Origin of the sequence: Microbispora bryophytorum (assembly GCF_006874465.1) — a bacterium.
GTDB lineage: Bacteria > Actinomycetota > Actinomycetes > Streptosporangiales > Streptosporangiaceae > Microbispora > Microbispora bryophytorum.
The window spans coordinates 837,962-858,708 of sequence record NZ_VIRL01000001.1 but is presented as its reverse complement, the minus strand read 5'-3'; the positions used below and the strand labels follow the sequence as shown (position 1 = coordinate 858,708).

Below are 20,747 nucleotides of genomic sequence, written 5' to 3'. Positions count from 1 at the left end.
CGCCGCCTACGCCGGGGCGTAGGTGACGCACTCGGCCTCGTCCTGGGAGTAACCGATATGGATGCCGGGCGCCTGGCACTCCAGCACCACGTTGTGCCGGCAGTCGGACATCTTGCAGGCGCCGACCCGGCCCACGGTCTCCTGGTCGCCTCCCCGCGTGGAGGCGGTGAAGAACGTGTCGCAGTGCGCGTGGGACGCGTCCCCGACCGTGATGGCGGTGGCGTGGCACATGCCGTCGCGGTTGTACGCGCACGATGTGGCCTCGCAACGGTTGACTACGGGCATCTCCATGAGCGGCGGTTCCCCCTGACGATCGTGGCTTTCGTCCTGGCTAATACCGCCTTCGACCAGGTCGGCAATCTCCGTCCCGGTCCCGGACTCGGCCAAGTCGCGTCAGGGGATTCAGTGCAACAGCTCCTCGGCCACGGCGAGGAGCTTCAGGGCGGTCGGGTCGGCGGCCCCGCCGCCGCGCGGCACCCGGTCGGAGATCCGCTGAAGCAGCACATGGACGTCGTCGCCGCCCGGCGCGGCCGGGAGCGCCTCCTCGGTCTGCCGCAGCCGCAGCAGGAGCTCCAGGCCGTACGCGGCCTGGGCGGCGAGCATCGCGAGGAGGTCCACGTCGGCGAGGTCCCCCCGCCAGGTGGCGGACCTGTCGAGCACCTCCAGGACACCGATGCAGCTCTCCTCCCGGATCACCGGCGCCGCCATGATGCTGCGGGGGACATAGCCGGTGGACTCGGCGGCGTCCTGGGCGAACTGCGGCACCGCGGCCACCTCGTCGGCGATCATCGGCTGGCCGCTCGCCGCGACCCAGCCCGCGATGCCCGTGCCGGCCGCGAAGCGCGTCCCGACGAGGTGCTGCTCTCCCTCGCCCGACACGGCCTCGAAGATCAGGTCGCCGGTGTCCTGGTCCACCAGGAAGACCGATGCCGCGGCCGAGGAGAAGACGTGCCGGGCGACCTCGACGGTGGACTGCAGCAGCCTGCGCTCGGTGATTTCGCTGTCGGAGCGCCGTTCATGCACGGACATGCGCGCCTCCCTTGGATGTGACGACGTTGCTGGCGGCCAGGTAGAGCACGGACTTGAGCTGGAAGGGGGTCATCCACGGGTGCCTGCTCAGGATGAGCGCGCAGATCCCGGTGATGTGCGGCGCGGCGAAGCTGTTCCCGGTGCTGCGGATCTCCCTGCCTCGGCGCCACGCCACCGGGACCCGGACGCCCCGGGCGAGGAACTCGGCCGGCGGCGCGGGGTTGTAGTAGTAGGTCATGGGGTCGGGTTCGTCGTGGCTGGCCACCGAGATGACCGAGGAGAAGGTCCAGGGGAAGCTGACGACCGGCATGTTGTGGGCCGAGGCCACCAGCAGGCAGCGCCGGAAGTACGCCTGGTCGGCCAGCTCGTGCAGCGCGGGCAGATACTGGCTTCTCGTGGTCGACAGGCTGAGGTTGACGAGGTCGAACCCCTCCTCGACGGCCCAGCGCAGCCCGGCCAGGAGGGCGGCCCCGCTGCCGGAGCGCCCGTCGGTCAGCACCCGCACCGAGGTGAGCGACACGGCCGGGGCGATGGAGCGGATCACGCCGGCGCACGCGGTCCCGTGCCCCACGGGATCCACCGGGTCGCAGTCGACGACGGTCAGGTCGTCGCCGTCGGCGACCACCAGCGAACGCTCCAGGCCGCCGACTCGCGGATGAGCGGCGTCCACCCCGGTGTCGAGCACGCAGACGCGCACGCCGGCTCCGTCGGCGCGGCCCGCGCCGCCCTCACCAGCGCCGTCCCCACCCCATGCCCACTCCCTGGTGACGTCCTCCAGGCGGCTCACGCCGAACTCCTCCGGGGCCAGCCGGGAGGTCGCCAGGCTCCAGGCCGGCACGCCGGGGAAGTGCTCACGCCGCTCCCGGCGCCATGGGGGCTGCGTCACGATGGCCTCTCCTCCTCGGTCCACCGGCGTACGCGCCGGGCGGGCAACTCCGCTCCCTTGGCCGCGTAGTCGCGCAGCGCGCGGGTCGCGGCCAGCGCCGCCGGGCCGGTGCGCCCGGCCGCGCGGTGCGCCACCGCCAGGTCGGCCAGCACGTCCCCGCGCAGGCAGGGGTCGTCGGTGCGGGCGAGCAGCTCCTCCGCGCGGGCGGCGAGGTCGCCCGCCACGCCGTGGCCGCCGTCGAGGGCCGCGACCCGGGCGCTCAGCGCGAGGAGGGTCAGCTCGCCGCGGGTCTGCAGCCGTCCGCCCGCGGCCCGTAACCGGTCCAGCTCCCGCGCGGCCTCGGCGTGCCGCCCCTGCCGGAGCAGCTCGCGCACCGCGTAGAGCTCCAGCGTCCTGGCCGGCTCGGACTGGCCCGCCCGATGGAGGTCCGCCGCCGCCCTGCGGAACAGCGCCTCCGCCTCGGCGTGCCGGTCGACGAGCGACTCCACCAGCCCGCGCACCTGGAGAGCCGCGGTCGCCGCGAGGTCGAGATGGAGGTCGCCGGCGTACCGGTCGGCCTTGTCGAGGACGGCCCTGGCGGAGGTGACGTAGCCGGCCAGCGCGAGCAGCCGCGCCTCGGTGACCAGAACGGGCAGGAGCATCGCCCGGTCGGCGCGGAACCTGGCCGACACCCCGACGCACAGGCTCAGCCCCTCGGCCAGCGGCGTGGGGGACCACTGCGCCAGCTCGCAGAGCCCGCTGAGCAGGCGGTTCTCCTCATATCTGTCGCCGAGGGAGCGGGCCCGGGCAAGGGCGTCACGCAGCGCCGCCTCGGCCGCTCCGAACCTTCCCTCGCCGACGCGCACCAGCGCCTCGAGATGGTGGAAACGGCACCAGCCGAGGTTGTCGCCGGGGTCGGCGGCCAGCAGCTCGCGGAACGGCTCGCCCGAGGCGGGCCGGGTGCCGAAGCGCACCGCCAGCGTCTCGCGCTGGATGGCGCAGATCAGCCGGTTGCGCGGGTCGTCCGGCAGCATCCGCTCGGCCACGTCCAGCGCGTCGTACGGCCGGTCGGCCTCGCCGCGAGCCAGCCCGGCGTCGCAGATGCGCACCGCCAGCACCCGGTGCTCGGCGTGACCGGCCGGCAGAAGGTCGCGTCCCCGCTCCAGCAGGGCGATGGCGGCGGGCAGGTCCTTGCGGTGCAGCGCCTGGGTGCCCTCGCCCACCAGGGCGCGGGCGGCCCGCTCGGTGAGCGCCGGCAGCATCGGGTCGTCCGGCCGCACCTCGCGTTTGAGCAGGCAGGCGGTCTCCAGATGGTGGGTCAGGTCGCCGTGCGAGCTCTCCTCGCCGGCGCGGGACGAAACGGCGGCGCCGGCCCCGGCCTGGCCGGCGATCCGGTCGGCGAGGGCCAGATGCCAGGTGGCCCGCAAATCCTTGCGGGTCATGGCGTAGACCGTGTCCCGGGTCAGCGTCTGGGCGAAGCGGAAGGACTCCGGCGCCTCCCCACGCCGGACCATGCGCGTGCGGATCAGGCGCCCGAGCAGCTCGTCGACGTCGAGCCCCGCCTGCGGGTCGGCCGCGCACAGGACGCCGAGCTGGTCGCGGGTGAAGGCGTGGCCGATCGTCGCGGCCCGTTCGAGCACGTCGCGCTCCCCCTCGTCGAGCCGGTCGAGGCGCGCGCCGAGCAGCGCCTGGATGGTGGGCGGCAGCGGGGCGTCCTCCCCCTCCTCGGCGAGCGTCTCCAGCAGCAGCTCGGCGAACAGCGGGTTGCCGTCGGAGCTCCCCGCGACCCGCAGGCACAGGGCCGGGCCGGCGGCCAGGTCGTGCGCGACCACCTCGGCGTCCGGCAGCCGGTGTGCGGCCAGCTCGGTGACCAGCCGGGTCATCTGGGCGGCGTCGAGCGCCCCCAGCTCGAACGCGGCGGCACGCTCCGCCTCCTCCCCCCAGGCGGGCCGCGCCTCCAGCAGCTCGGGCCTGGCCACCCGAACGACCAGGACGGGCACGTCGGCGAGCCACGCCGCGAGATCGTCGATCAGATCGAGCAGGGTCGGCTCGGCCCAGTGCAGGTCCTCCCAGACCGCCACCAGCGGCCCGCGCCGGGCCAGCGCCTCGAACAGCGCGCGCACCGCCCGCGAGATCTCCTCGACGCCCGCGTCCTCACCGGTGCGCGGGGCGCGCGAGGCGTCGGCGGTCGCCAGGCCGCGCAGGGTGGAGCCACTCGACGCCTCCAGGGCCGGCTGGACGTCCCGCCAGTCGTCGCCGAGGGACTCGACCATCTCCACGATGGGGCGATAGGTGATCCCCACGCCGTACGAGCGGCACCGGCCGGTGATCACGGTGGCCCCTGCGGGCAGCTCGTGGACGAAGTCCCGCACGAGCCGGGACTTGCCGATGCCCGGCACGCCGAGCAGGGTCACCACCCGGCATCGGCGGTCCCGCACCGCCTCGCCGTACGCCGCGCGAAGGCGCCCGATCTCGAGGTCGCGGCCGATGAGCGGGATCGGGGCGTCGTCGTGGCCGGTGCCGGGCTCCAGGGAGGTCACCCGCCACGCCCGTACGGGGTGGCTCTTGCCCTTCAGCGTGAGCGGCGGCACGGGTTCGAGCCGCGCCTGGGCGCGGACCATGCGCGCGACCTCGTCCCCGACGAGGATCTCGCCGACGCCCGCGGCCGACTGCAGGCGGGCGGCGGTGTTGACGGTGTCGCCGATGACGCGCAGGTCCGCTCCCGGAGTGGCGATGACCACCGCCTCACCGGCGCTCACGCCGCAGTGCACGTCGAGCCGGATGCCGTGCGTGGGGGCCAGGTCCTCGCTCAGCTCGCGCACCCGCTGCAGCGCGGCGTGCGCGGCGCGGACCGCCCGGAGCGCGTCGTCCTCGCGGCCCGCGGGGATGCCGAAGGCGGCCATGATCGCGTCCCCGATGTACTTCTCCACCACGCCGCCGTGCTCCTCGATGCCGGAGGTGCACGCCCGGTAGTAGCGGTCGAGGACGTCCCGGAGCAGCTCGGGGTCGAGCCGCTCGGCGAGCTCCGTCGAGCCGACCAGATCGATGAAGACGACGACGACGTTCCGGCGCGCAGGGCGGGCCGCCCCGGCGCTCATACGAGCTTGAGCTCCTGACCCTCGACCTCGCCGGCCGCGGCGTCCAGACGGGTCTTGATCGAGTTGAGCAGCTCGACCTCCGGCCTGCTCAGCTCGGCGAACACCTGCCGCTGTCGCTCGTTGAGCAGGTCCACCGGGTGGCCCGCCTCGCGCAGGGCCGTCAACGGGTCGTACGGCGCCGGCCCGCCCTGAACCTCGCGGCTGTTCATCGGCCACCTCCTGGTCGTGCGGGGACTGGTCGTACGGGACATATCGGCCACTGGGGTACGCCGCCAACGGTAAGGACGGAGGGTTCAGGGCCAGTATGGCGACGCCATGCCGTCGCCATACTGGCTCCGATCGCGCCTGGTCCGGCCGCGCATACCGGCCCCATACCGCGTCCCTACTGGACGCCAACCGCCGGTTGGGACGCTCCGAGCATGAGGGTGCGGAGTGAGCGGAGCGGCGGGCACGGTGAGCTGCCGCCGCTGCGTCGCAACTCCCGGTTCCAGATGCTCTGGATGGGAGCGGCGGCCTCTGAGCTGGGGACCACGCTCACCTGGGTGGCCTTTCCGCTGCTGATCCTGGCCGTCACCGGCTCCGCCGCGCTGGCCGGGCTGGTCGGCGCCTGCCGGATAACGGCCAACCTCCTGTTCTCCCTGCCCGCCGGGGCGTGGGTGGACCGGTGGGACCGGCGCCGCATCCTGATCGCCGCCGAGGTCGTCCGGTGTCTCGCCCTGGCCGCGCTCGCCGCCGCCGTCCTGACGGGCCGGGTGGCGCTGTGGCAGATCGTCGCGGTCGCGGTGGTGACCGGCGCGGCCGACTCCTTCTTCGGCCCCGCCAGGGCCGCCGCGATCCGCGCCGTCGTGGCTCCCGGGCAACTCCCCGAGGCGTACGCCCGGGAGGAGGCGCGCGGGCACGCGGCCTCCCTCGCCGGGCCGCCACTCGGCGGCTTCCTGTTCGGCCTGGGCCGGGCCCTCCCGTTCGCCGTGGACGCGCTCACCTACCTGGTCTCGCTGGTGTGCGTGGTGCGCGCGCGGGTGCCGCGCCGCCCGGCGGAGGCGGCGGAGGCGGCGGCGGAGCGGCGCGAGACCGGGATGCGGGCCGACGTCATGGAGGCGGCGGGGTGGCTGTGGCGCCATCACGGCCTGCGCGCCGGGCTGGCGTTCGCCCTAGTCGCCAACCTCGCCGCGAACGCGCTGCTGCTGCCCGTCATCGTCATGGTGGAGGCGCGCGGCGGTGACGCGGCCGCGACCGGCGTCGTGCTGGCCGGGCTCGGCCTGGGCGGCCTGCTCGGCGCGACCCTGTCGGCCAGGATCGGACGCCTGCTGCCGCCGGGCAGGCTCATGCTGGCCGTGGTCGGGTTCTTCGCGCTGGCCGTCTGCGCGACCGCCCTGCCTTTCGGGCCGTACTGGCCGGTGATCCCGCTCTTCCTCGCGATGGTCGCGGCGCCGGCGCTCAACGTGGTCCTGCGTGTCCTGCTCGCCCGGCTTGTCCCGGACGCGATGACGGGCCGGGTGGTCTCCGTGTTCACCTTGGCCACCATGGGCCTGACCCCGGTGGGGCCGCTGCTCGGCGGCCTGCTGGCGCAGTACGCCGGCGGCGCCGGCGCACTGGTGGCGGTGGGCGGCCTGCTCGCGGCGGGCTGCGCGGTGGCCGCGATCAGCCCCGCGCTGCGCGGCCTCGACGTGCCGGCCACCGCCGGGTCCGCGCCCTCAGCGGTTCCGGTCCTTGCCGAGCTCGGCCGCGAACCGGTGAGCGAGCGGTGACATCGCGTACGACAAGGAGTGGGCGACCACCTCGGCGCCGGTCTCCACCTGCGAGATCGACAGGACGCCGGCCTCCAGCAGGGACTCGACGACCCGCTCGCCCGGCCCTTCGGTGCCGTCCAGCGCCGCGACGAGCTCCTCGTGCCCGAAGACCGGGCCGTCGAGCGTGCCCAGGGCGAGGAACGCGGCGCGGTGCGGCCACGACGGGTGGGCGTAGGACTCCTCGAACCGCATGCGCAGCGACACGTCCCCCGCGACGAACTCGTCCAGCACGTCCTCGGTCCGTTCCAGCCGCTCCGCCAGCGCATCGAGCGGCAGGTGCCGCAGCCCGGCGAGCCGGGCCCCGAGCAGGCGCAGGACCAGGGGCGACGGCCCGCACCTGCGGAGGATGCGCAGGACGGCGGGCAGATCCGCGGCCACCCGTTCGCAGCCGATCAACCGGCCCAGGAACTCGACGCACTCACTCGTGGACAGGTCGTCGAGATCGATCCTGGCCACCGACTCCAGCCCGCTCAGCCTGCTGCGGCTCGTCACCAGGACCCTGCTCGACGTGGTGCCGGGGAGCAGCATGCGGACGCTCGACTCGTCCGGCGAGTCGTCGAGGACCAGCAGGACCTTCCGGTCGGCGAGCCATGACCGCCAGACGGAGGCCAGCACGTCGTCCTCGCGCACGCCGGTGATCTCCAGCCCGACGCCCTCCAGGATCTCCCGCTGGACGTCGGCGGCCGGCCGTGGGACGCCGTGGCGCCGCAGCGGGATCACCACGGCGCCGTCCGGATAACGAGGGGCCAGCAGGTGCGCGACGTGCACGGCGAGGGCGGTCTTGCCGGCGCCGAGCGCGCCCGTGATCACCGTGACGGGCGAGGGCTCGTCCAGGATGCGCCGCACCTGCGCCTCCCGGCCCACGAAGTCGACGGCGCGGGGCAGCCGGTTCGCCAGGGCGCGTACGGGCCGGGGGCGGGCGGCGCCGGCCAGGCCGGGCAGACGCGCGGGCGGGGGCCCGTCGCCGCGGAGGATGGCCTGGTAGAGCTGCCTGATCACCGGGCTGGGATCGATGCCCATCTCGGCGGCGAGGTGCCGGCGCAGGCCCTCGAAGTGGGCCAGGGCCTCGGCGGCCCGCCCGCACCGCGACAGCGCGGTCATCCTGGCCGCGGCGACGCGCTCGCGGGCGGGGAACCGCGCGGCGACGACGTCGAGGGAGCCCAGGGCCTCGACGTGGCGGCCCAGCTCGATCTCCAGCTCGACCCAGTCCTCGTAGATCGACAGGAAGAGCTCGGTGAAGCGGCCCACCTCGGCGGCCACGAGCCGGACATGGCAGAACTCCTCCAGCGGCCGTTCCCGCCACATGCGGACGGCGTCGCCCAGCAGCGCGGCGGCGGTGGCGAGGTCTCCGCTCCGGACGGCGGCGCGCCCCGACCTGCCGAGCTCCAGGAAGCGCAGCAGGTCGAGCTCCTCGCGATCGGCGCTGATGCGGTAGCCCCATCCCTGGAAGCTGATCCGGTCGCCCACGATCTTGCGGAGCGCGGACATGTAGACCTGCAGGTTCTTGCGGGCCGTGCGCGGCGGGGTCTCACCCCACAGCGAGTCGATCAACTGGTCCGACGGGATGACCGCGTTCGCGTGGCACAGCAGTATCGCCAGGAGAAGCCGCTGTTTCGGAGCGCCGATGACGGCTCTGCGGCCCGCGACGCGGACCTCCAGCGAACCGAGAATCGAGCAGTGCAGTCGCGGCGAGCTCACGTCACCCATGGCGCTTTCCTTGGTCCGGGTTTGTGCGGCGACCCCGGTCACCGGCCGGAGCCGTGTGTCCGGGTGCCCAGCAGGAGGAAGTCGACGAGATCGAGCGGTGATGGCGGTCCGGTGTTCCCCAGGGCCGTCAGGTGAAGCGTCCTGACCGCGAGCGCGACGGCCGTGGAGACCGCGCGCCCTCCGGCCTTCGTCTCGAACCAGCGCCAGTCGCCGTCGGTGTTGACCTCCAGGAACACCACCTCGCCCGCGCTGAGCAGCAGGTCGAAGGCGCCGTAGGTCAACCCCCACAGGCTCGCCAGCCTGCGTACGGCGTCGGCGGCCGCGGGCGGGGCGGCGACCGGGGTGACCGTCACCTCGGCCTCCTCCCGCCACGGCGAGTCGGGGGCGCGCTTGCCGACGGCGTAGGCGTGCACGGCCCCGGCGACGTGGTAGACCCGCAGCTCGGCGTCGTGCTCGACGTGTTCCTGCACGATGACCGGATAGGCGAGCGCGGGCCGGCGCAGGACCTCCGCACGTGCCGCGACCTCGGGGAGCACCCCGGTCAGGAGGCCGGGCGAGGTCTCGACGAAGTGCTCTCCGACGACCTTGACCACGACCCGGCGGCCCGGCATCGCGGCGGCGGCCCGCGCCGGGTCGGTGGTGACGACCGTCCGGGGGACGCGGATGCCGGCCGCCGCCGCGCCGGCCAACTGCTCCAGGCGGCCGGGACGATCACCGGGACGGTCGCCGGGCAGGCTCGCGGGCGCGAGCGAGCAGAGCTGGCGGACGAACGAGTGCCAGGACTCGGCGAGCAGCAGGGTCTGCGCGGCGTCCGCCGTCGCGGGCATGGCGTGGGGGGAGAAGTGCCGCGCCCAGACGACGGTCGGAGCGATCCGGCGGCCGTCCAGGTCGAGCACGCACCCGGTGCGGCCGTGCCCGGCCCCGCCGGTCACGGTGGCGGACAGCCGCAGCGCGGCCACGCTCTCGGCGTCGACGCGTACGCTCGGCACGCCGAGGTGGTGGAGAGTGTCCTGGAGGACGGCGAACTCGGCGCAGCCCGCGCGGTCGGCCAGCACGACGCAGGGGGCGGCGTCCGCGACCGGCTCGGTCTCCGGGAGCCGCCACGTCACCGAGCCCGGCGCTCCGCGCAGATCGACGGTGAGGCGAGGGTCGCACGGACGGCCGGGCCCGGCCCGGCCGGGGACGCCGGTGGCGCTCAGCAAGGCGTGACCGCAGCCGTGCGCGCCCCGAATCCGTCACCTCGCGCCGGTGACGCTTCGACCGGCATCATTTTCCTGATCGCGCCCATATCCCACCAGTCAACGGTGGCACCGGTTTGTTGTCAATAGAACCTATTTTGGTTAATCGATAGGTTTGTTGTGAAATGTGGGAGTTGTATTCAAGCAGGTCAGCAGAGGTGTATGTCCGGAAAGCAGGGACTGTCGGAAGCGCTGTCTGCTGTTCTGTCCCGGCCCGCAATTTGTGGTCGTCAGCAATTCCTGAATAGGGGCATACCGCTGCTGATCGCGAATCGCCCGGCCCGCGACGACCGCGGCGGCCCGGACGGCCGTTCCGGTACGGCATCTAAACTGGGATGCGTTCGTCCGGAATCCGCTCTCCCGCCCAACCGTCGTGACGACCGTCGCACGGGCCGTCGCACGGGCCGCCGCGCAGGCCTGCGGACGGCCTTGCGGACGGGCAGGGCGACGGGCTGGACGACAGGCCGCACGGTGAGGTGAGGAGGACGGCGTGAGCCGGCGCGTACGCGGCGATCGGGAAGAGGCTGATCTGCCGGTCGACCCCGACGCGGACCTCCGCCACGAGCGGGACATGTTCCGCGGCCCGGCGGCCCCGGCCCCGGCTCGCCGCCGGACCTGGGACATCCTCGCGGTGATCGCCGTCGGCGGCGGGGCCGGCACCGTGGCGAGATATCTGCTCGGCGAGGCCTTCCCGGCCTCGCCCACCGGTTTCCCCTGGGGGACGTTCCTCGTCAACGTCACCGGCTGCTTCGCGCTCGGGGTCGTGATGGTCTTCGTCATGGACGTCTGGCCGCCGCGCCGCTACGTCCGTCCGTTCGTCGGGGTCGGTTTCCTCGGCGGATTCACCACGTTCTCCACCTTCACGACGGAGATCGTGGACAGGGTGGCACGCGGCGCGTGGCCGGTGGCCGGCGCGTACGCCGCGGGCAGCCTGGCGGCCGGACTGGCCGCGGTCTGGTGCGGCATCGTCCTCGCCCGCGCCCTGGCGGGCCTCCCCGTACGGCGACGCGGGAGGAGGGACGGATGAGACTGCACGGCCCCGCGCAGCGACTGACGATCTTGATAGGGGAGAGCGACCAGTACCGGCACCGGCCGCTGTACACCGAGATTGTTCATCGGGCGCGCGCGATGGGACTGGCCGGGGCGAGCGTGTTCCGGGGCATCGAGGGCTTCGGGGCCTCCTCGCGCATCCACACCAGCCGCCTGCTGTCGCTCAGCGAGGACCTGCCCGTCGCCATCGTCATCGTGGACGTTCCGGAGAGGATCAGTGCGTTCGTGGCAGAACTGGACGAACTGGTGACCGAGGGCCTGGTGATCGTCGATCCCGTGGAGGTCTACCGCTACGTGGGGCGTGAGCCGGGACGGGCGGAGCCGTGACCCTGCTGCTCGTCTTCCTCGGCGGCATGGTCGGCGCCCCCGCCCGTTATCTGATCGATCGGCTGGTGCAGCGCCTGCACGACAGCGTGTTCCCCTGGGGCACGCTGGCGATCAACGTGTCCGGGTCGCTCGTGCTCGGGCTGCTGCTCGGCGCGCGCGACGACCTCGGTCTGCCCGCCGCGATGGCCGCCCTGCTCGGCACCGGCGTCTGCGGCGCGTTCACGACGTTCAGCACGTTCGGCTTCGAGACCGTGCGACTGCTGGAGGAGGGCTCGGTCCTGGAGGCCGGGCTTAACGCGCTCGGCAGTCTGGTCCTCGGCCTCCTCGCCGCCGCCGCCGGATTCGCGCTGGCCGCCCTCCTCGGCTGAGACACCGGGCGGCCCTCCTCGCCGTCCCGCCGGGGATCACTTCGCCAGGAAGGCGAGGAGCACGTCGGTGACCTCCTGGGCGTGCGTCCACAGCAGGCCGTGCGGGGCGCCCTCGATCTCGACGTACTCGGCCTGCGGGAGCGCCCGGTGGAACGGGCGGCCGGTGGACTCGATGGGCAGGATGCGGTCGGCGGTGCCGTGCACGATGAGCGCCGGAACGTCGATCTTGGGGATGTCGGCCCGGAAGTCCGTCGTCCAGGTGGGGACGGCCGCGGACGAGGCATACCACGACGCTCCCGCGGCGGTGTTCCAGCCGGCCCGGACGACCTCCTCGCTCAGGCGCGTGCCGAGGTTCTCGTCGGCGTTGTAGAAGGCGTTGTAGAAGTCAGTGAAGTAGGCGTAGCGGTCCTTGGTGACGGCGTCGAGGATGCCCTCGAACACGCTGCCGTCCACGCCCTCCGGGTTGTCCTCCGTCTTGAGCAGGAACGGTTCGAGGGAGGCCAGGAACGCGGCCTTGGCCACCCGCGCCGAGCCGTACGCGCCGAGGTAGCGGCCGACCTCGCCGGTGCCCATGGAGAAGCCGACGAGGATCACGTCACGCAGGTCGAGGGTCTCCAGCAGCGTGTTCAGGTCGGCGGCGAAGGTGTCGTAGTCGTAGCCGACGGTGGGCTGGCTCGACTGGCCGAAGCCGCGGCGGTCGTAGGTGATGACGCGGTAGCCGGCGTCGAGCAGGGCGGGTATCTGCTTCTCCCACGAGTGCCCGTCCAGGGGGTAGCCGTGGATGAGCACGATGGGCTGCCCGCTACCGTGGTCCTCGTAGTACAGGTTGATGTCGGTGCTGTTCTCCTGCCCGACGGTGATGTACGCCATGACCCGCTCCTTCTGATCCCTCGTTCGTGATCCCGGCCTATGAAACCGGTTTCCTCATACGCCCGAGAGGCTAGGGGACAATTAGATTGTGCGCAAGTTAATCGCGCGCAGCGATGCCCCATGGGCCAGCCGTTGACACGGGCATGGTCGTGCGGAGCACGAAGGGCAGTCGAGCGGGCGCCGGCTCACCCGCATCGCCCTTGAACGAGGGTGGCCCCTCAGTCGCGCCGGTTCGCGTAGGCGGTGACGTTGGTGGTCAGGCGGCGCAGCGTGGCGAGCGTGCGGGCGAACTCCTCGGGTTCGAGCGCCATCGCGTCGCCGGCGGAGGCGAAGATGCCGTCGCTGCGCTCCCGCAGCCCGGCGCCCTTCTCGGTCATTGTGATCTGCACCGTGCGCTCGTCGTCGGTGCGGCGCTGCCGGCGCACCAGGCCGTTCGCCTCCAGGCGCTTGAGCAGCGGCGTCATCGTGCCGTAGTCGAGGTGCAGCGCGGCGCCGAGCTCCTTGACGGCGACGCCCTCCTCGGGGCCGTCCCCCAGGACCAGCAGGACCAGGAACTGCGGGTACGTGAGACCCATTTCGTCGAGAAGCGGCCGATAGAGGGCGGTTACGGCGCGGGAGGCGGCGTAGAGCGCGAAGCACATCTTGTCGTCGAGGACGTGGGGGAGCCGCTCGCTCGTGGTGCCGGTCATCCTTCCACCCTAGAAGCCTGGCCTGCCATATGCACGCGAGCGGTCCAATCGTGCACGAGGTTTTGTGGGGTGGCGTGACCCGGCGCGGGCCGGGTCACGCCGGGCCCGTCAGTGGCACCGGCGCAGCACCGTGGGCTTGCCGCAGCTCATGGTCCCCGCGTTGGTGCCCGCCTGTGCGTTCAGGCCGAGGTCGAGGCCCAGGTCGAGACCGACGTTGAGGCCGACGCCGAGGCCGACGCCCACGTTGAGGCCCGCGTCGGCCCTGGCGCCGAGGTCCGCGGCGGCCGCGGGCTTGGCGGCCTTCGGTGCGTCACAACCGCAGCCCGCGTAGGCGGGCGCGGTGGCGAGCAGGCCCGCACAGGTCAGGGCGGCCAGGGTCATAAGACGGATAGGGCGGCGCATGAAGATTCCTCATCTCAGATATGACTGCTCGTGCTCGATCGTCACTCTTCGTATCCGTGTCCCGGTTGTGACAAACTCGGGCCGCGCCCGGCGAAGCACCAAAAGCTCGGCGAGATCCGATGGCGAAGCGGCCGTTGCCCGCCGTGGAATCCGGACGTACCGTCGATGGCGTGGCCGTCATCCACAGGGAGCGCGTGGCGTGGGAGAGCGCCAGGGTGTTCGTCGCGGCCGCGATGGACGACGCCTACTGGTGGCTCGGTGAGACGCTCGGGCGCCGTCTCGGGCAGACGTACGAACGGGACCTGGCCCGCACCCGCACGCGGCTGCGAGGAGACGACGCCGGGCCTGGGCAGGGCGTTCGCGAGGACGTGTTGTCCGCCGAGGCCGGCGCCTGGCGCGCCCGGATCGAGGACCTCCTGACGGAGCGTCCGGAGCTCGTGGCGGTCCTGCGGCAGGTGATCGAGGAGACCGGCCGCCGTCTGGGCCGGTGACGCCCGGCCGGGCCGGCGCTCCGCGGACGACCGAGGGCTGGTCGTCCACAGGCTGTGGACAGCCAGCCTCGTCGGACAGTCCGGCCTCGTCGCCGCGTCGAACGGGCTCCCGGTCCGGGGGCCCGCCGCGCCTACATGAGGTAGCGCAGCCAGAGGTACGGCACGCACAGGGCCACCGTGACGACGGTGACCACCAGGCCGTATTTGGTGAACTGCCAGAAACTGATCCGTGCGCCGTTGCGCTCGGCGATGCCGAGGATGACGACGTTGGCGGAGGCGCCCACGGCGGTGGCGTTGCCGCCGAGGTCGGCGCCGAGCGCGAGCGCCCACCACAACACGTTGTGGTCGCCGGGCACGTGCTGCGCGAGATCGGCCACGATCGGGCTCATCGTGGCGACATAGGGGATGTTGTCCACGATCGCGGACAGCCCGGCCGACGCCCAGAGCAGGACCATGGTGGTCACGCCGGGTCGTCCGGCCGTCGCCTCCGCCGCGGCCCGCGACACCTGGCTGATGACACCGGTCTCCACGAGCGCGCCGACCATCACGAACAGCCCGGCGAAGAACACCAGCGTCGGCCACTCCACCTCGCGCAGCGCGTCGTCTGTGGTGATCTTGGTGACCAGCACGAGCAGCCCCGCCCCAAGCAGTGCCACGACCGACGGCTCGTAATGCAGCACCGGGTGCAGCACGAACGCCGCGATGACCACGCCGAGCACGGACAGGCTCTGCACGAGCATGACCTTGTCCTGGATGGCCGCCCGCTCGTCCAGTTGCATGATCTCGGCCGCCCGCTCGGGGTCGTACCGGAACGCCTTGCGGAACAGCAGCCGGCACAGTCCGATGAAGACCGCCGTCAGCACGATCACCAGTGGTGCGAGGTGGACGAGGAAGTCGTTGAAGGTCAGCCCGGCGCGGGAGGCGATGATGATGTTCGGCGGGTCGCCGACGAGGGTCGCGGTGCCGCCGATGTTGGACGCCATCGCCTCGGCGATCAGGAACGGCGCGACCGGCAGCGCGAGGCGCTCGCAGACGAGGAACGTGACCGGCGCGATCAGCAGCACGGTCGTGACGTTGTCCAGCAGCGCCGACGCCGAGGCCGTGATCAACAGGAGCAGCACCATGAGCCGGAACGGCCGGCCCCTGGCGCGTTTGGCGGCCCAGACGGCGAGGTATTCGAACACGCCGGTCTGCCGCAGCACCCCGACGATGATCATCATGCCCAGCAGCAGGAAGACGACGTTCCAGTCCACGCCGGACTCCTGCGAGAAGAACGCGGAGCCGGCCGCGGTCGCGTGGACCAGCAGCATGATCGCGGCGCCGCCCAGGGCGGCCTTGACCCGGTGGACCTTCTCGCTGGCGATGAGGACGTACGTGGCGGCGAAGATGATCACCGCCACCCATGCGGTCACGGTCATGTGAGCCGTTCGAGCAGCGCGGAGAGCGTGACCGCGCCCAGCAGGCGGTCGCCGTCGAGCACCGCGACCAGAGGGCTGCGGGTGCGCGCCATCAGCGCGGCGACCTCCAGGAGCGTGGCGTCGGGATCGGTCACCGGAAGCTCGCGCGGCCGTTCCGGCATCGCCTGGCGGACCGTGCGCTCGCCCAGCGCGCGGACGAACGCGTCGGCGTGCGCCTCGTCGACCACCCTTGCCAGCGCGGGGTCGTCCTGGCAGTAGCGGGGCACGGCCAGGCGCAGCACCTGCGTCCCCGGCAGGATCGACACCGGCGCCCCGCGCTCGTCCAGCACGATCAGCCCGGGGAGCGCGCGCTCGGCCATGAGGCGAGCGGCATCGGCTACGGGGGAGTCGAGGTCCACCGTGGGGTAGGGCGCTACGAGATCCCGGGCACGCATGCTTCCACCTGCCTGCCACGTGCGGCTGTGCTCACGTCTGCCTTCCGGTCGCCGGTGACGGCCCCCCGAGCATGGGAGACCCCTTCGCCGACCAGACTTCCCGGCACACCCCACATAAGGCTATCGGCCGGACAGGTCGTACAGAAGCCCCGAAGAGGCGCGGCGGACGAACACCCTCTCGCCGTACGGCAGGCGCCCGAGCGACCCGGCCGGCAGCGGGACCATGCCCTCGGGCGCCTCCGTCAGCCGGGCGGAGAAGGCGAGACGGCGTCCGGCGAGTCCCCGCGGCGAGACGTAGTCGTCCGCGCCGGCGAAGGCGACCTCCCCCACCGGGGCGAGCCGTGCCAGCGCCGCCGCCACTCCCTCGCCCGGCCGTACGACCGTGGCGGGCAGGCGGTCGGTCTCGTCGTCGGAAAGGACGAGCACCGCGTCGTCGAGCCGGCCGAGCAGGCAGACCGTGACCTCCTCGAACCCGGCGCGTACGGCCTCGGCCGCCAGATCGGCGGAGCCGGGCACGTCCCATCCGTGCAGGGAGAGGATCGGTGGCCGGGAGGCGACAAGGGCGGCACCGGCGGCACCCGCGGCACCCGCGAGGAGCTCGGCGTCGGCGGCGTCGGCGGCACCCGCGAGGAGCTCGGCATCGGCGGCATCGGCGGCCGCGGGGAGGGCCGGCAGGGTCGTGGGGAGGGCCGGCGGGGTCGCGGCGAGCGCCCGCCGCACGGCCTCGATGCCCGCCCGCGCGTACGGCACGGTCCGCTCGGGCAGCCGGTCCAGCGGAAACCAGGCCAGCTCGGCGCACTTGTGCGGCTCGGCGTTGACCGGAGTGCCGGTGATGGAGCGCGCCACGAGGAATATCCCGATGCGCGCCGTCCCGCCCGCGTTGCGGTGGTGCATCACGTGGACCACCTCGCAGTCGTCCACCTCGACGCCGAGCTCCTCGCGGGCCTCCCGGACGGCGGTGTCCACCACCGACTCCCCCTCCTCCAGGTGCCCGGACGGCATGATCTGCCACTCTCCGTCGGCGTAGCCGGTGCTCCGGCGGCGGCCGAGCAGCACCTTCCCGCCGTCCGTGGGCACCCTGCCATCGGTAAGGCCCCCGCCGTCTATGAGCAGCAGGTGTACGTCGACGACCGGCCGATAGCGGCCCGGGGCGTACGTCGCGGCGTCGAGCAGCGCGGGCAGGGTCGCGGCGTTCGCGGAGATGAACTCCCCCAGCTCGGGCGGGACCATGGGCAGCGTGCGCACATCCTCCGGGCGGACGCGCCGCACCTGGTGCAGGCCGATGTCCGGTTCGAGGAACTCCGGGCCGCTGCGGCGCGACAGGTCGAGCGACACCAGCCGGCAGGCGAAGACCATGCTCAACCGGCCGGGCTCGACAAGGGTGAACACATGCAGCGCCGGTCCCGTCGTCGCTCCGAGCTCCTCGTCGAGCTCACGCCGCAGCGCCGCCTCGGGAGAGGCGTCGGTCGGCTCCACCCCGCCGCCCGGAGTGATCCAGTACGGCTCTCGCCCCGGCCGCAGGCGCCGGAACAGGACGACGTCGTCGCCGTCGAACAGGATGGCCCGGACGCTGTGCCGTACGGAGGTCATGTCCGGCATCCTCTCGCGGGCGGTCCGGCGTCCGCTGCCGAAGGGGACCGAAATACGGTGAGGAGAGCTCCCCCCGCCGGGGAGGGGCTCCGTGAGAAAGGGATGCAGAGGCATGACCGAAATGACCTACCGGCGGCTGGGCGACTCGGGACTCGTCGTCTCGGCTCTCGGCCTCGGCGGCAACAACTTCGGCCGCAGGATCGACCTCGACGCCACCCGCGCCGTGGTCGATGCGGCGCTCGACGCCGGCGTCACGCTGATCGACACCGCCGACATCTACGGCGAGTCGGAGGCGCTGCTCGGCGAGGTGCTGAAGGGGCGGCGTGAGCAGGTCGTCATCGCCACCAAGTTCGGCGGGGACGTGAACGGCGCCAACGGGCCCGACTGGGGTGCGCGGGCCTCGCGGCGGTACGTCCGCCTGGCGGTCGAGCGGTCGCTGCGTCGCCTCAAGACCGACTGGATCGACCTCTACCAGCTGCACTTCCCCGACCCGTCCACGCCGATCGAGGAGACCCTGTCGGTGCTGACGGACCTGGTGCGGGAGGGCAAGGTCCGCTACGTGGGCTCGTCCAACTTCGCGTCCTGGCAGGTCACCGACGCGGACTGGATCGCCCGCACCGGCGGCTTCGAGCGTTTCGTGAGCGCGCAGAACGAGTACAGCCTGCTCGACCGGCAGGTGGACAAGGAGCTCGTCCCGGCGCTGCTCCACCACGGCGTCGGACTGCTGCCCTACTTCCCGCTGGCCAACGGCCTGCTCACCGGCAAGTACCGGCGCGGGGAGGAACCGCCGGCGGGCACCCGCCTCGCGGGTCGGCCGCAGTATCTGACCGACGCGCGGTTCGAGGTGGTGGAGCGGCTGCGGGAGTTCGCCGAGCGGCAGGGCGTGTCACTGCTGGACGTCGCGATCGGCGGCCTGCTCGCGCAGCCGTCCGTCTCCTCCGTGATCGCGGGGGCGACCCGGCCCGAGCAGATCAAGGCCAACGTCGCGGCGGCGGCGTGGCGACCGGACGACGCGGCGCTGGAAGAGCTGAACGAGATCACGAGCTGACCGACCAGGCGGCGCATCCTCGACCTGCTGCTCGAACGTCCCCGCGCCTGTCGGGGAGCTCGCCGGGCGGCTCGGCCTGACCCAGCCCGGCACTTCCGGGCACCTCAAGGTGCTGTGGGAGGCCGGGCTGGTCCGTGTGCGCAGGGACGCCCAGCGCCGGTGGTCACGAACTGCGTTCTCAGTGCTCCCAGTGCTCCCAGTGCTCTCAGCGTTCTCGGTGCTCCCGGTGCTCCCGGTGCTTTTCGTGCTCTCAGCGTTCTCCGTGCTCCCGGTGCTCCCGGTGCTTTTCGTGCTCTCAGCGCTTGCGGCCGACGCCGCCGACCGCCCAGACCGTGTCCTTCGGCGGTCGCAGCTCGTCGGGCTCCGGCCGCCATTCGGGCACCCGGACCAGGCCGGGCTCCACCATTTCCAGGTCGCCGAACAGCGGCAGGATTTCGGCCTCGGTGGGCAGCCGCAGGCGGCCGTCGTCCTTGGTCGCCCATTCGTCGGCGAAAAGCAGGGCGAGCTTGTCCGTCGCCTCCGGCCGGAGGTCGGAGATCGCGTGGCTGATGACCATGTAGCTGCCGGGTGCGATCGCCTCGCGCAGCCGCGTGGTGACGGCCTTCGTGAGGTCGTCGTCGTTGATCGCCGCCAGGACCGCGACGAGCAGGACGGCCACCGGCTCGTCGAGGTCGACGAGCTCCCGCAGCCGCGGATGCGTGAGGATCGAGTCCGGGTCGCGTACGTCGCCGCGGATCACCACGACGCGCTCGTTGTCCTCCACCAGCGCCTGGCCGTGATTGACCACGACAGGGTCTTTGTCCACGTAGACCACGCGCGCGTCGGGGGCGCACTCCTGGACGATCTCGTGCACGTTGCCCTGGGTCGGCAGGCCGCAGCCGATGTCGATGAACCGGCGGATTCCGGCGGCGGCCAGAAACCGAATGGTCCTGCGCAGGAACTTGCGCCCCTCGCGGCACATCAGGGGAAGCTCCGGCGCGATCAGCAGCGCCGCCTCTGCGGCATCGCGATCTGCGGCGAAGTTGTCCTTCCCGCCGAGCCAGTAGTCGTAGACCCGGGCCTCGTTCGGGATGGACGGGTCGAAACCCACCGGCTCGACCGGGGGGAATACCGGCATGATCCTCCGTTCAGCCCTGATTACCGATATTACCGGTGTGGGATGGGCCTAAGTGAGGATCGGTGCGGCTGCTGGTCCTATCGCATGGGGGATTCCGGCGGCGGGGCCGGCCTTCGGACCTTCACCGGCGGCCTTCACGGGCGGCCGTCGCGGGCGGCCTTCCAAGGCGGCCTGCACCGACGGCGAGGCCGGCCTTCGGGCCCTGCTCGGGCGGCCCTTTCCGGTGGCCTTCTCGACTGGAGGGATCAGCGGTAGCCGGCGGCCTCGGCCGTGAATCCGGCCCAGACGGCCTTGCCCACGGGGCGTAGCCGTGTCCAGCCCCACATCTGGCTGACCCCGGCGACGACCTGCAGACCGCGCCCGGTCTCCGCGACGTAGTCGGGCTCGCGCAGCACCGGCGCGTCGGTGCTGGGGTCGGTCACCATGCACAGCAGCGCGCGGTACGAACGGAACATCAACAGGCGTACCGGCAGGGGATGGATGGCCTGGTGGCGCAGGCCGTGGCGCAGCGCGTTGGTGACCAGTTCGCAGACCGCGAGCGCGGCGTCGTCGGCGACGTCCTCCATGGACCAGGTCTGCAGCACCCCGGTGGTGAAGTGCCGCGCGGTGCGCGCCGCGAGACTCTCACGGTGGAACTCGTGCACGGCCACCTGGGGAACTCCGCACGGGTGCTGGCCATAGGTCCAAGGCCAGCGCTTGCCTTCCGGAAAGACCTGCTCAAGCGTGCCCAGCCAGGGATCCCGGGCAACGCTATCGGCTTCTGCGAGGGAAGCGCGGTCCGTCCGATAACCAGTCATTGAGAGCCCTATGAGGTTGATGTCGACCATGTGGCGGGATGACTCTGTAAGTCATACTGCTCCCATTGATGCTCCTGTGCAAGTACAGATGCACGTGCAAACGCACGAATGTCGCTCGTTGGGCTCGGATTCCGAAACGAGGCGCCGCGTGTCCCTGATCTACAACGGAATGCCCTCATCTCATCTGGGGCAGCAGGCCTGGCGCAAGAGCCGGCACAGCAATCCGAGCGGCAACTGCGTCGAGATCGCCGCGCTCCCCGACGGCCGGGTGGCACTGCGCAACTCCCGGCACCCGTCCGGGCCGGCGCTGATCGTTCCACTTCAGGACATGACCGCATTCCTCCGCGCCGCCAAGGAGGGCGAATTCGACGACCTACTCGGTGAAGTGGAGAAATGATCTCACCACTTGCGCGGGCCGA

General features: G+C 72.4%; 22 protein-coding genes. 7 read left to right on the top strand and 15 right to left on the bottom strand.

Annotation, left to right across the window (positions count from 1 at the left end):
- Positions 1-6: 6 nt before the first annotated feature.
- The 5 genes from FLX07_RS04140 to FLX07_RS04120 form a co-directional block, all read right to left on the bottom strand.
- Complete coding sequence (locus tag FLX07_RS04140) at positions 7-291, bottom strand: DUF1540 domain-containing protein (protein ID WP_142568024.1); 285 nt, start codon at positions 289-291, stop codon at positions 7-9.
- A gap of 111 nt (positions 292-402) precedes the next feature.
- Positions 403-1,029 carry a GAF domain-containing protein gene (locus FLX07_RS04135; RefSeq protein WP_142568023.1) on the bottom strand — a complete coding sequence of 209 codons (627 nt, stop codon included), beginning with the start codon at positions 1,027-1,029 and terminating at the stop codon, positions 403-405.
- Positions 1,016-1,915: a S8 family peptidase gene (locus tag FLX07_RS04130; protein ID WP_142568022.1), complete on the bottom strand. Its 900-nt coding sequence runs from the start codon at positions 1,913-1,915 to the stop codon at positions 1,016-1,018. The genes FLX07_RS04135 and FLX07_RS04130 overlap by 14 nt, the downstream gene beginning before the upstream one ends.
- Positions 1,912-4,992: an AAA family ATPase gene (locus FLX07_RS04125; RefSeq protein ID WP_142568021.1), complete on the bottom strand. Its 3,081-nt coding sequence runs from the start codon at positions 4,990-4,992 to the stop codon at positions 1,912-1,914. Before FLX07_RS04125 ends, FLX07_RS04130 begins: the two co-directional genes overlap by 4 nt.
- Positions 4,989-5,201, bottom strand: coding sequence for an aroma-sacti cluster domain-containing protein (locus tag FLX07_RS04120; RefSeq protein WP_142568020.1), 213 nt, complete (start codon positions 5,199-5,201; stop codon positions 4,989-4,991). Before FLX07_RS04120 ends, FLX07_RS04125 begins: the two co-directional genes overlap by 4 nt.
- Positions 5,202-5,411: 210 nt before the next feature.
- Here FLX07_RS04120 and FLX07_RS04115 point away from each other — a divergent pair, with 210 nt between their 5' ends.
- The gene (locus FLX07_RS04115) at positions 5,412-6,740 is read left to right on the top strand and encodes an MFS transporter (RefSeq protein ID WP_142568019.1); all 1,329 of its coding nucleotides are present in this window, start codon (positions 5,412-5,414) and stop codon (positions 6,738-6,740) included.
- Here the strand turns inward: FLX07_RS04115 and FLX07_RS04110 are convergent.
- Complete coding sequence (locus FLX07_RS04110) at positions 6,687-8,489, bottom strand: AfsR/SARP family transcriptional regulator (RefSeq protein ID WP_142568018.1); 1,803 nt, start codon at positions 8,487-8,489, stop codon at positions 6,687-6,689. The two genes, FLX07_RS04115 and FLX07_RS04110, sit on opposite strands and share 54 nt — an antisense overlap.
- Before the next feature lie 38 nt (positions 8,490-8,527).
- Entirely contained in the window at positions 8,528-9,691 is a 1,164-nt protein-coding gene (locus tag FLX07_RS04105) for an ATP-grasp domain-containing protein (protein WP_142568017.1), read from the bottom strand.
- Between the two features lie 526 nt (positions 9,692-10,217).
- On the opposite strand from FLX07_RS04105, the gene crcB (FLX07_RS04100) reads away from it, so the two are divergent.
- The 3 genes from crcB (FLX07_RS04100) to crcB (FLX07_RS04090) are packed head-to-tail and all read left to right on the top strand — an operon-like array spanning position 10,218 to position 11,472.
- Positions 10,218-10,754, top strand: coding sequence for a fluoride efflux transporter CrcB (gene crcB / locus FLX07_RS04100; RefSeq protein WP_142568016.1), 537 nt, complete (start codon positions 10,218-10,220; stop codon positions 10,752-10,754).
- Positions 10,751-11,104 (top strand): DUF190 domain-containing protein, encoded by a 354-nt coding sequence (locus tag FLX07_RS04095; protein ID WP_142568015.1) that lies wholly within the window; start codon positions 10,751-10,753, stop codon positions 11,102-11,104. The genes crcB (FLX07_RS04100) and FLX07_RS04095 overlap by 4 nt, the downstream gene beginning before the upstream one ends.
- A complete protein-coding gene (gene crcB, locus FLX07_RS04090) occupies positions 11,101-11,472 on the top strand; it encodes a fluoride efflux transporter CrcB (protein ID WP_142568014.1) in 372 nt (123 codons plus the stop codon). The genes FLX07_RS04095 and crcB (FLX07_RS04090) overlap by 4 nt, the downstream gene beginning before the upstream one ends.
- A 36-nt stretch (positions 11,473-11,508) precedes the next feature.
- On the opposite strand, the gene FLX07_RS04085 is transcribed toward crcB (FLX07_RS04090), so the two are convergent.
- The 3 genes from FLX07_RS04085 to FLX07_RS04075 form a co-directional block, all read right to left on the bottom strand.
- Positions 11,509-12,342: an alpha/beta fold hydrolase gene (locus tag FLX07_RS04085; protein ID WP_142568013.1), complete on the bottom strand. Its 834-nt coding sequence runs from the start codon at positions 12,340-12,342 to the stop codon at positions 11,509-11,511.
- Positions 12,343-12,560: 218 nt separating this feature from the next.
- Positions 12,561-13,031 (bottom strand): MarR family winged helix-turn-helix transcriptional regulator, encoded by a 471-nt coding sequence (locus FLX07_RS04080; RefSeq protein ID WP_142568012.1) that lies wholly within the window; start codon positions 13,029-13,031, stop codon positions 12,561-12,563.
- 108 nt (positions 13,032-13,139) lie between these two features.
- Positions 13,140-13,433 carry a hypothetical protein gene (locus FLX07_RS04075; protein WP_142568011.1) on the bottom strand — a complete coding sequence of 98 codons (294 nt, stop codon included), beginning with the start codon at positions 13,431-13,433 and terminating at the stop codon, positions 13,140-13,142.
- A 170-nt stretch (positions 13,434-13,603) separates the two neighbouring features.
- Here FLX07_RS04075 and FLX07_RS04070 point away from each other — a divergent pair, with 170 nt between their 5' ends.
- Entirely contained in the window at positions 13,604-13,924 is a 321-nt protein-coding gene (locus tag FLX07_RS04070; RefSeq protein WP_142568010.1) for a hypothetical protein, read from the top strand.
- A gap of 131 nt (positions 13,925-14,055) precedes the next feature.
- On the opposite strand, the gene FLX07_RS04065 is transcribed toward FLX07_RS04070, so the two are convergent.
- The 3 genes from FLX07_RS04065 to FLX07_RS36880 form a co-directional block, all read right to left on the bottom strand.
- Positions 14,056-15,342 carry an ArsB/NhaD family transporter gene (locus FLX07_RS04065; protein WP_142568009.1) on the bottom strand — a complete coding sequence of 429 codons (1,287 nt, stop codon included), beginning with the start codon at positions 15,340-15,342 and terminating at the stop codon, positions 14,056-14,058.
- Complete coding sequence (locus FLX07_RS04060; protein WP_142568008.1) at positions 15,339-15,776, bottom strand: CBS domain-containing protein; 438 nt, start codon at positions 15,774-15,776, stop codon at positions 15,339-15,341. Before FLX07_RS04060 ends, FLX07_RS04065 begins: the two co-directional genes overlap by 4 nt.
- 120 nt (positions 15,777-15,896) lie before the next feature.
- Complete coding sequence (locus FLX07_RS36880; protein WP_208762058.1) at positions 15,897-17,366, bottom strand: NUDIX hydrolase; 1,470 nt, start codon at positions 17,364-17,366, stop codon at positions 15,897-15,899.
- A gap of 112 nt (positions 17,367-17,478) precedes the next feature.
- On the opposite strand from FLX07_RS36880, the gene FLX07_RS04050 reads away from it, so the two are divergent.
- Positions 17,479-18,414: an aldo/keto reductase gene (locus tag FLX07_RS04050; protein ID WP_208762057.1), complete on the top strand. Its 936-nt coding sequence runs from the start codon at positions 17,479-17,481 to the stop codon at positions 18,412-18,414.
- A gap of 295 nt (positions 18,415-18,709) precedes the next feature.
- Here the strand turns inward: FLX07_RS04050 and FLX07_RS36870 are convergent, their stop codons facing one another.
- Positions 18,710-19,531, bottom strand: coding sequence for an SAM-dependent methyltransferase (locus FLX07_RS36870; RefSeq protein WP_208762056.1), 822 nt, complete (start codon positions 19,529-19,531; stop codon positions 18,710-18,712).
- Positions 19,532-19,776: 245 nt separating this feature from the next.
- Entirely contained in the window at positions 19,777-20,181 is a 405-nt protein-coding gene (locus FLX07_RS04040) for an ATP-binding protein (protein WP_167748106.1), read from the bottom strand.
- A gap of 295 nt (positions 20,182-20,476) precedes the next feature.
- On the opposite strand from FLX07_RS04040, the gene FLX07_RS04035 reads away from it, so the two are divergent.
- Entirely contained in the window at positions 20,477-20,725 is a 249-nt protein-coding gene (locus FLX07_RS04035; RefSeq protein ID WP_142568006.1) for a DUF397 domain-containing protein, read from the top strand.
- Positions 20,726-20,747: the final 22 nt, after the last annotated feature.

Bases quoted from the DNA above. Each gene is read 5' to 3' on its own strand.
- FLX07_RS04075 (WP_142568011.1), bottom strand. From the start codon at position 13,433: ATGCGCCGCCCTATCCGTCTTATGACCCTGGCCGCCCTGACCTGTGCG.
- FLX07_RS04080 (WP_142568012.1), bottom strand. From the start codon at position 13,031: ATGACCGGCACCACGAGCGAGCGGCTCCCCCACGTCCTCGACGACAAG.
- FLX07_RS04060 (WP_142568008.1), bottom strand. From the start codon at position 15,776: ATGCGTGCCCGGGATCTCGTAGCGCCCTACCCCACGGTGGACCTCGAC.
- FLX07_RS36880 (WP_208762058.1), bottom strand. From the start codon at position 17,366: ATGACCTCCGTACGGCACAGCGTCCGGGCCATCCTGTTCGACGGCGAC.
- FLX07_RS04135 (WP_142568023.1), bottom strand. From the start codon at position 1,029: ATGTCCGTGCATGAACGGCGCTCCGACAGCGAAATCACCGAGCGCAGG.
- FLX07_RS04115 (WP_142568019.1), top strand. From the start codon at position 5,412: ATGAGGGTGCGGAGTGAGCGGAGCGGCGGGCACGGTGAGCTGCCGCCG.
- FLX07_RS04085 (WP_142568013.1), bottom strand. From the start codon at position 12,342: ATGGCGTACATCACCGTCGGGCAGGAGAACAGCACCGACATCAACCTG.
- FLX07_RS04095 (WP_142568015.1), top strand. From the start codon at position 10,751: ATGAGACTGCACGGCCCCGCGCAGCGACTGACGATCTTGATAGGGGAG.
- FLX07_RS04065 (WP_142568009.1), bottom strand. From the start codon at position 15,342: ATGACCGTGACCGCATGGGTGGCGGTGATCATCTTCGCCGCCACGTAC.
- FLX07_RS04125 (WP_142568021.1), bottom strand. From the start codon at position 4,992: ATGAGCGCCGGGGCGGCCCGCCCTGCGCGCCGGAACGTCGTCGTCGTC.
- FLX07_RS04140 (WP_142568024.1), bottom strand. From the start codon at position 291: ATGGAGATGCCCGTAGTCAACCGTTGCGAGGCCACATCGTGCGCGTAC.
- FLX07_RS36870 (WP_208762056.1), bottom strand. From the start codon at position 19,531: ATGCCGGTATTCCCCCCGGTCGAGCCGGTGGGTTTCGACCCGTCCATC.
- FLX07_RS04120 (WP_142568020.1), bottom strand. From the start codon at position 5,201: ATGAACAGCCGCGAGGTTCAGGGCGGGCCGGCGCCGTACGACCCGTTG.
- FLX07_RS04110 (WP_142568018.1), bottom strand. From the start codon at position 8,489: ATGGGTGACGTGAGCTCGCCGCGACTGCACTGCTCGATTCTCGGTTCG.
- FLX07_RS04050 (WP_208762057.1), top strand. From the start codon at position 17,479: ATGACCGAAATGACCTACCGGCGGCTGGGCGACTCGGGACTCGTCGTC.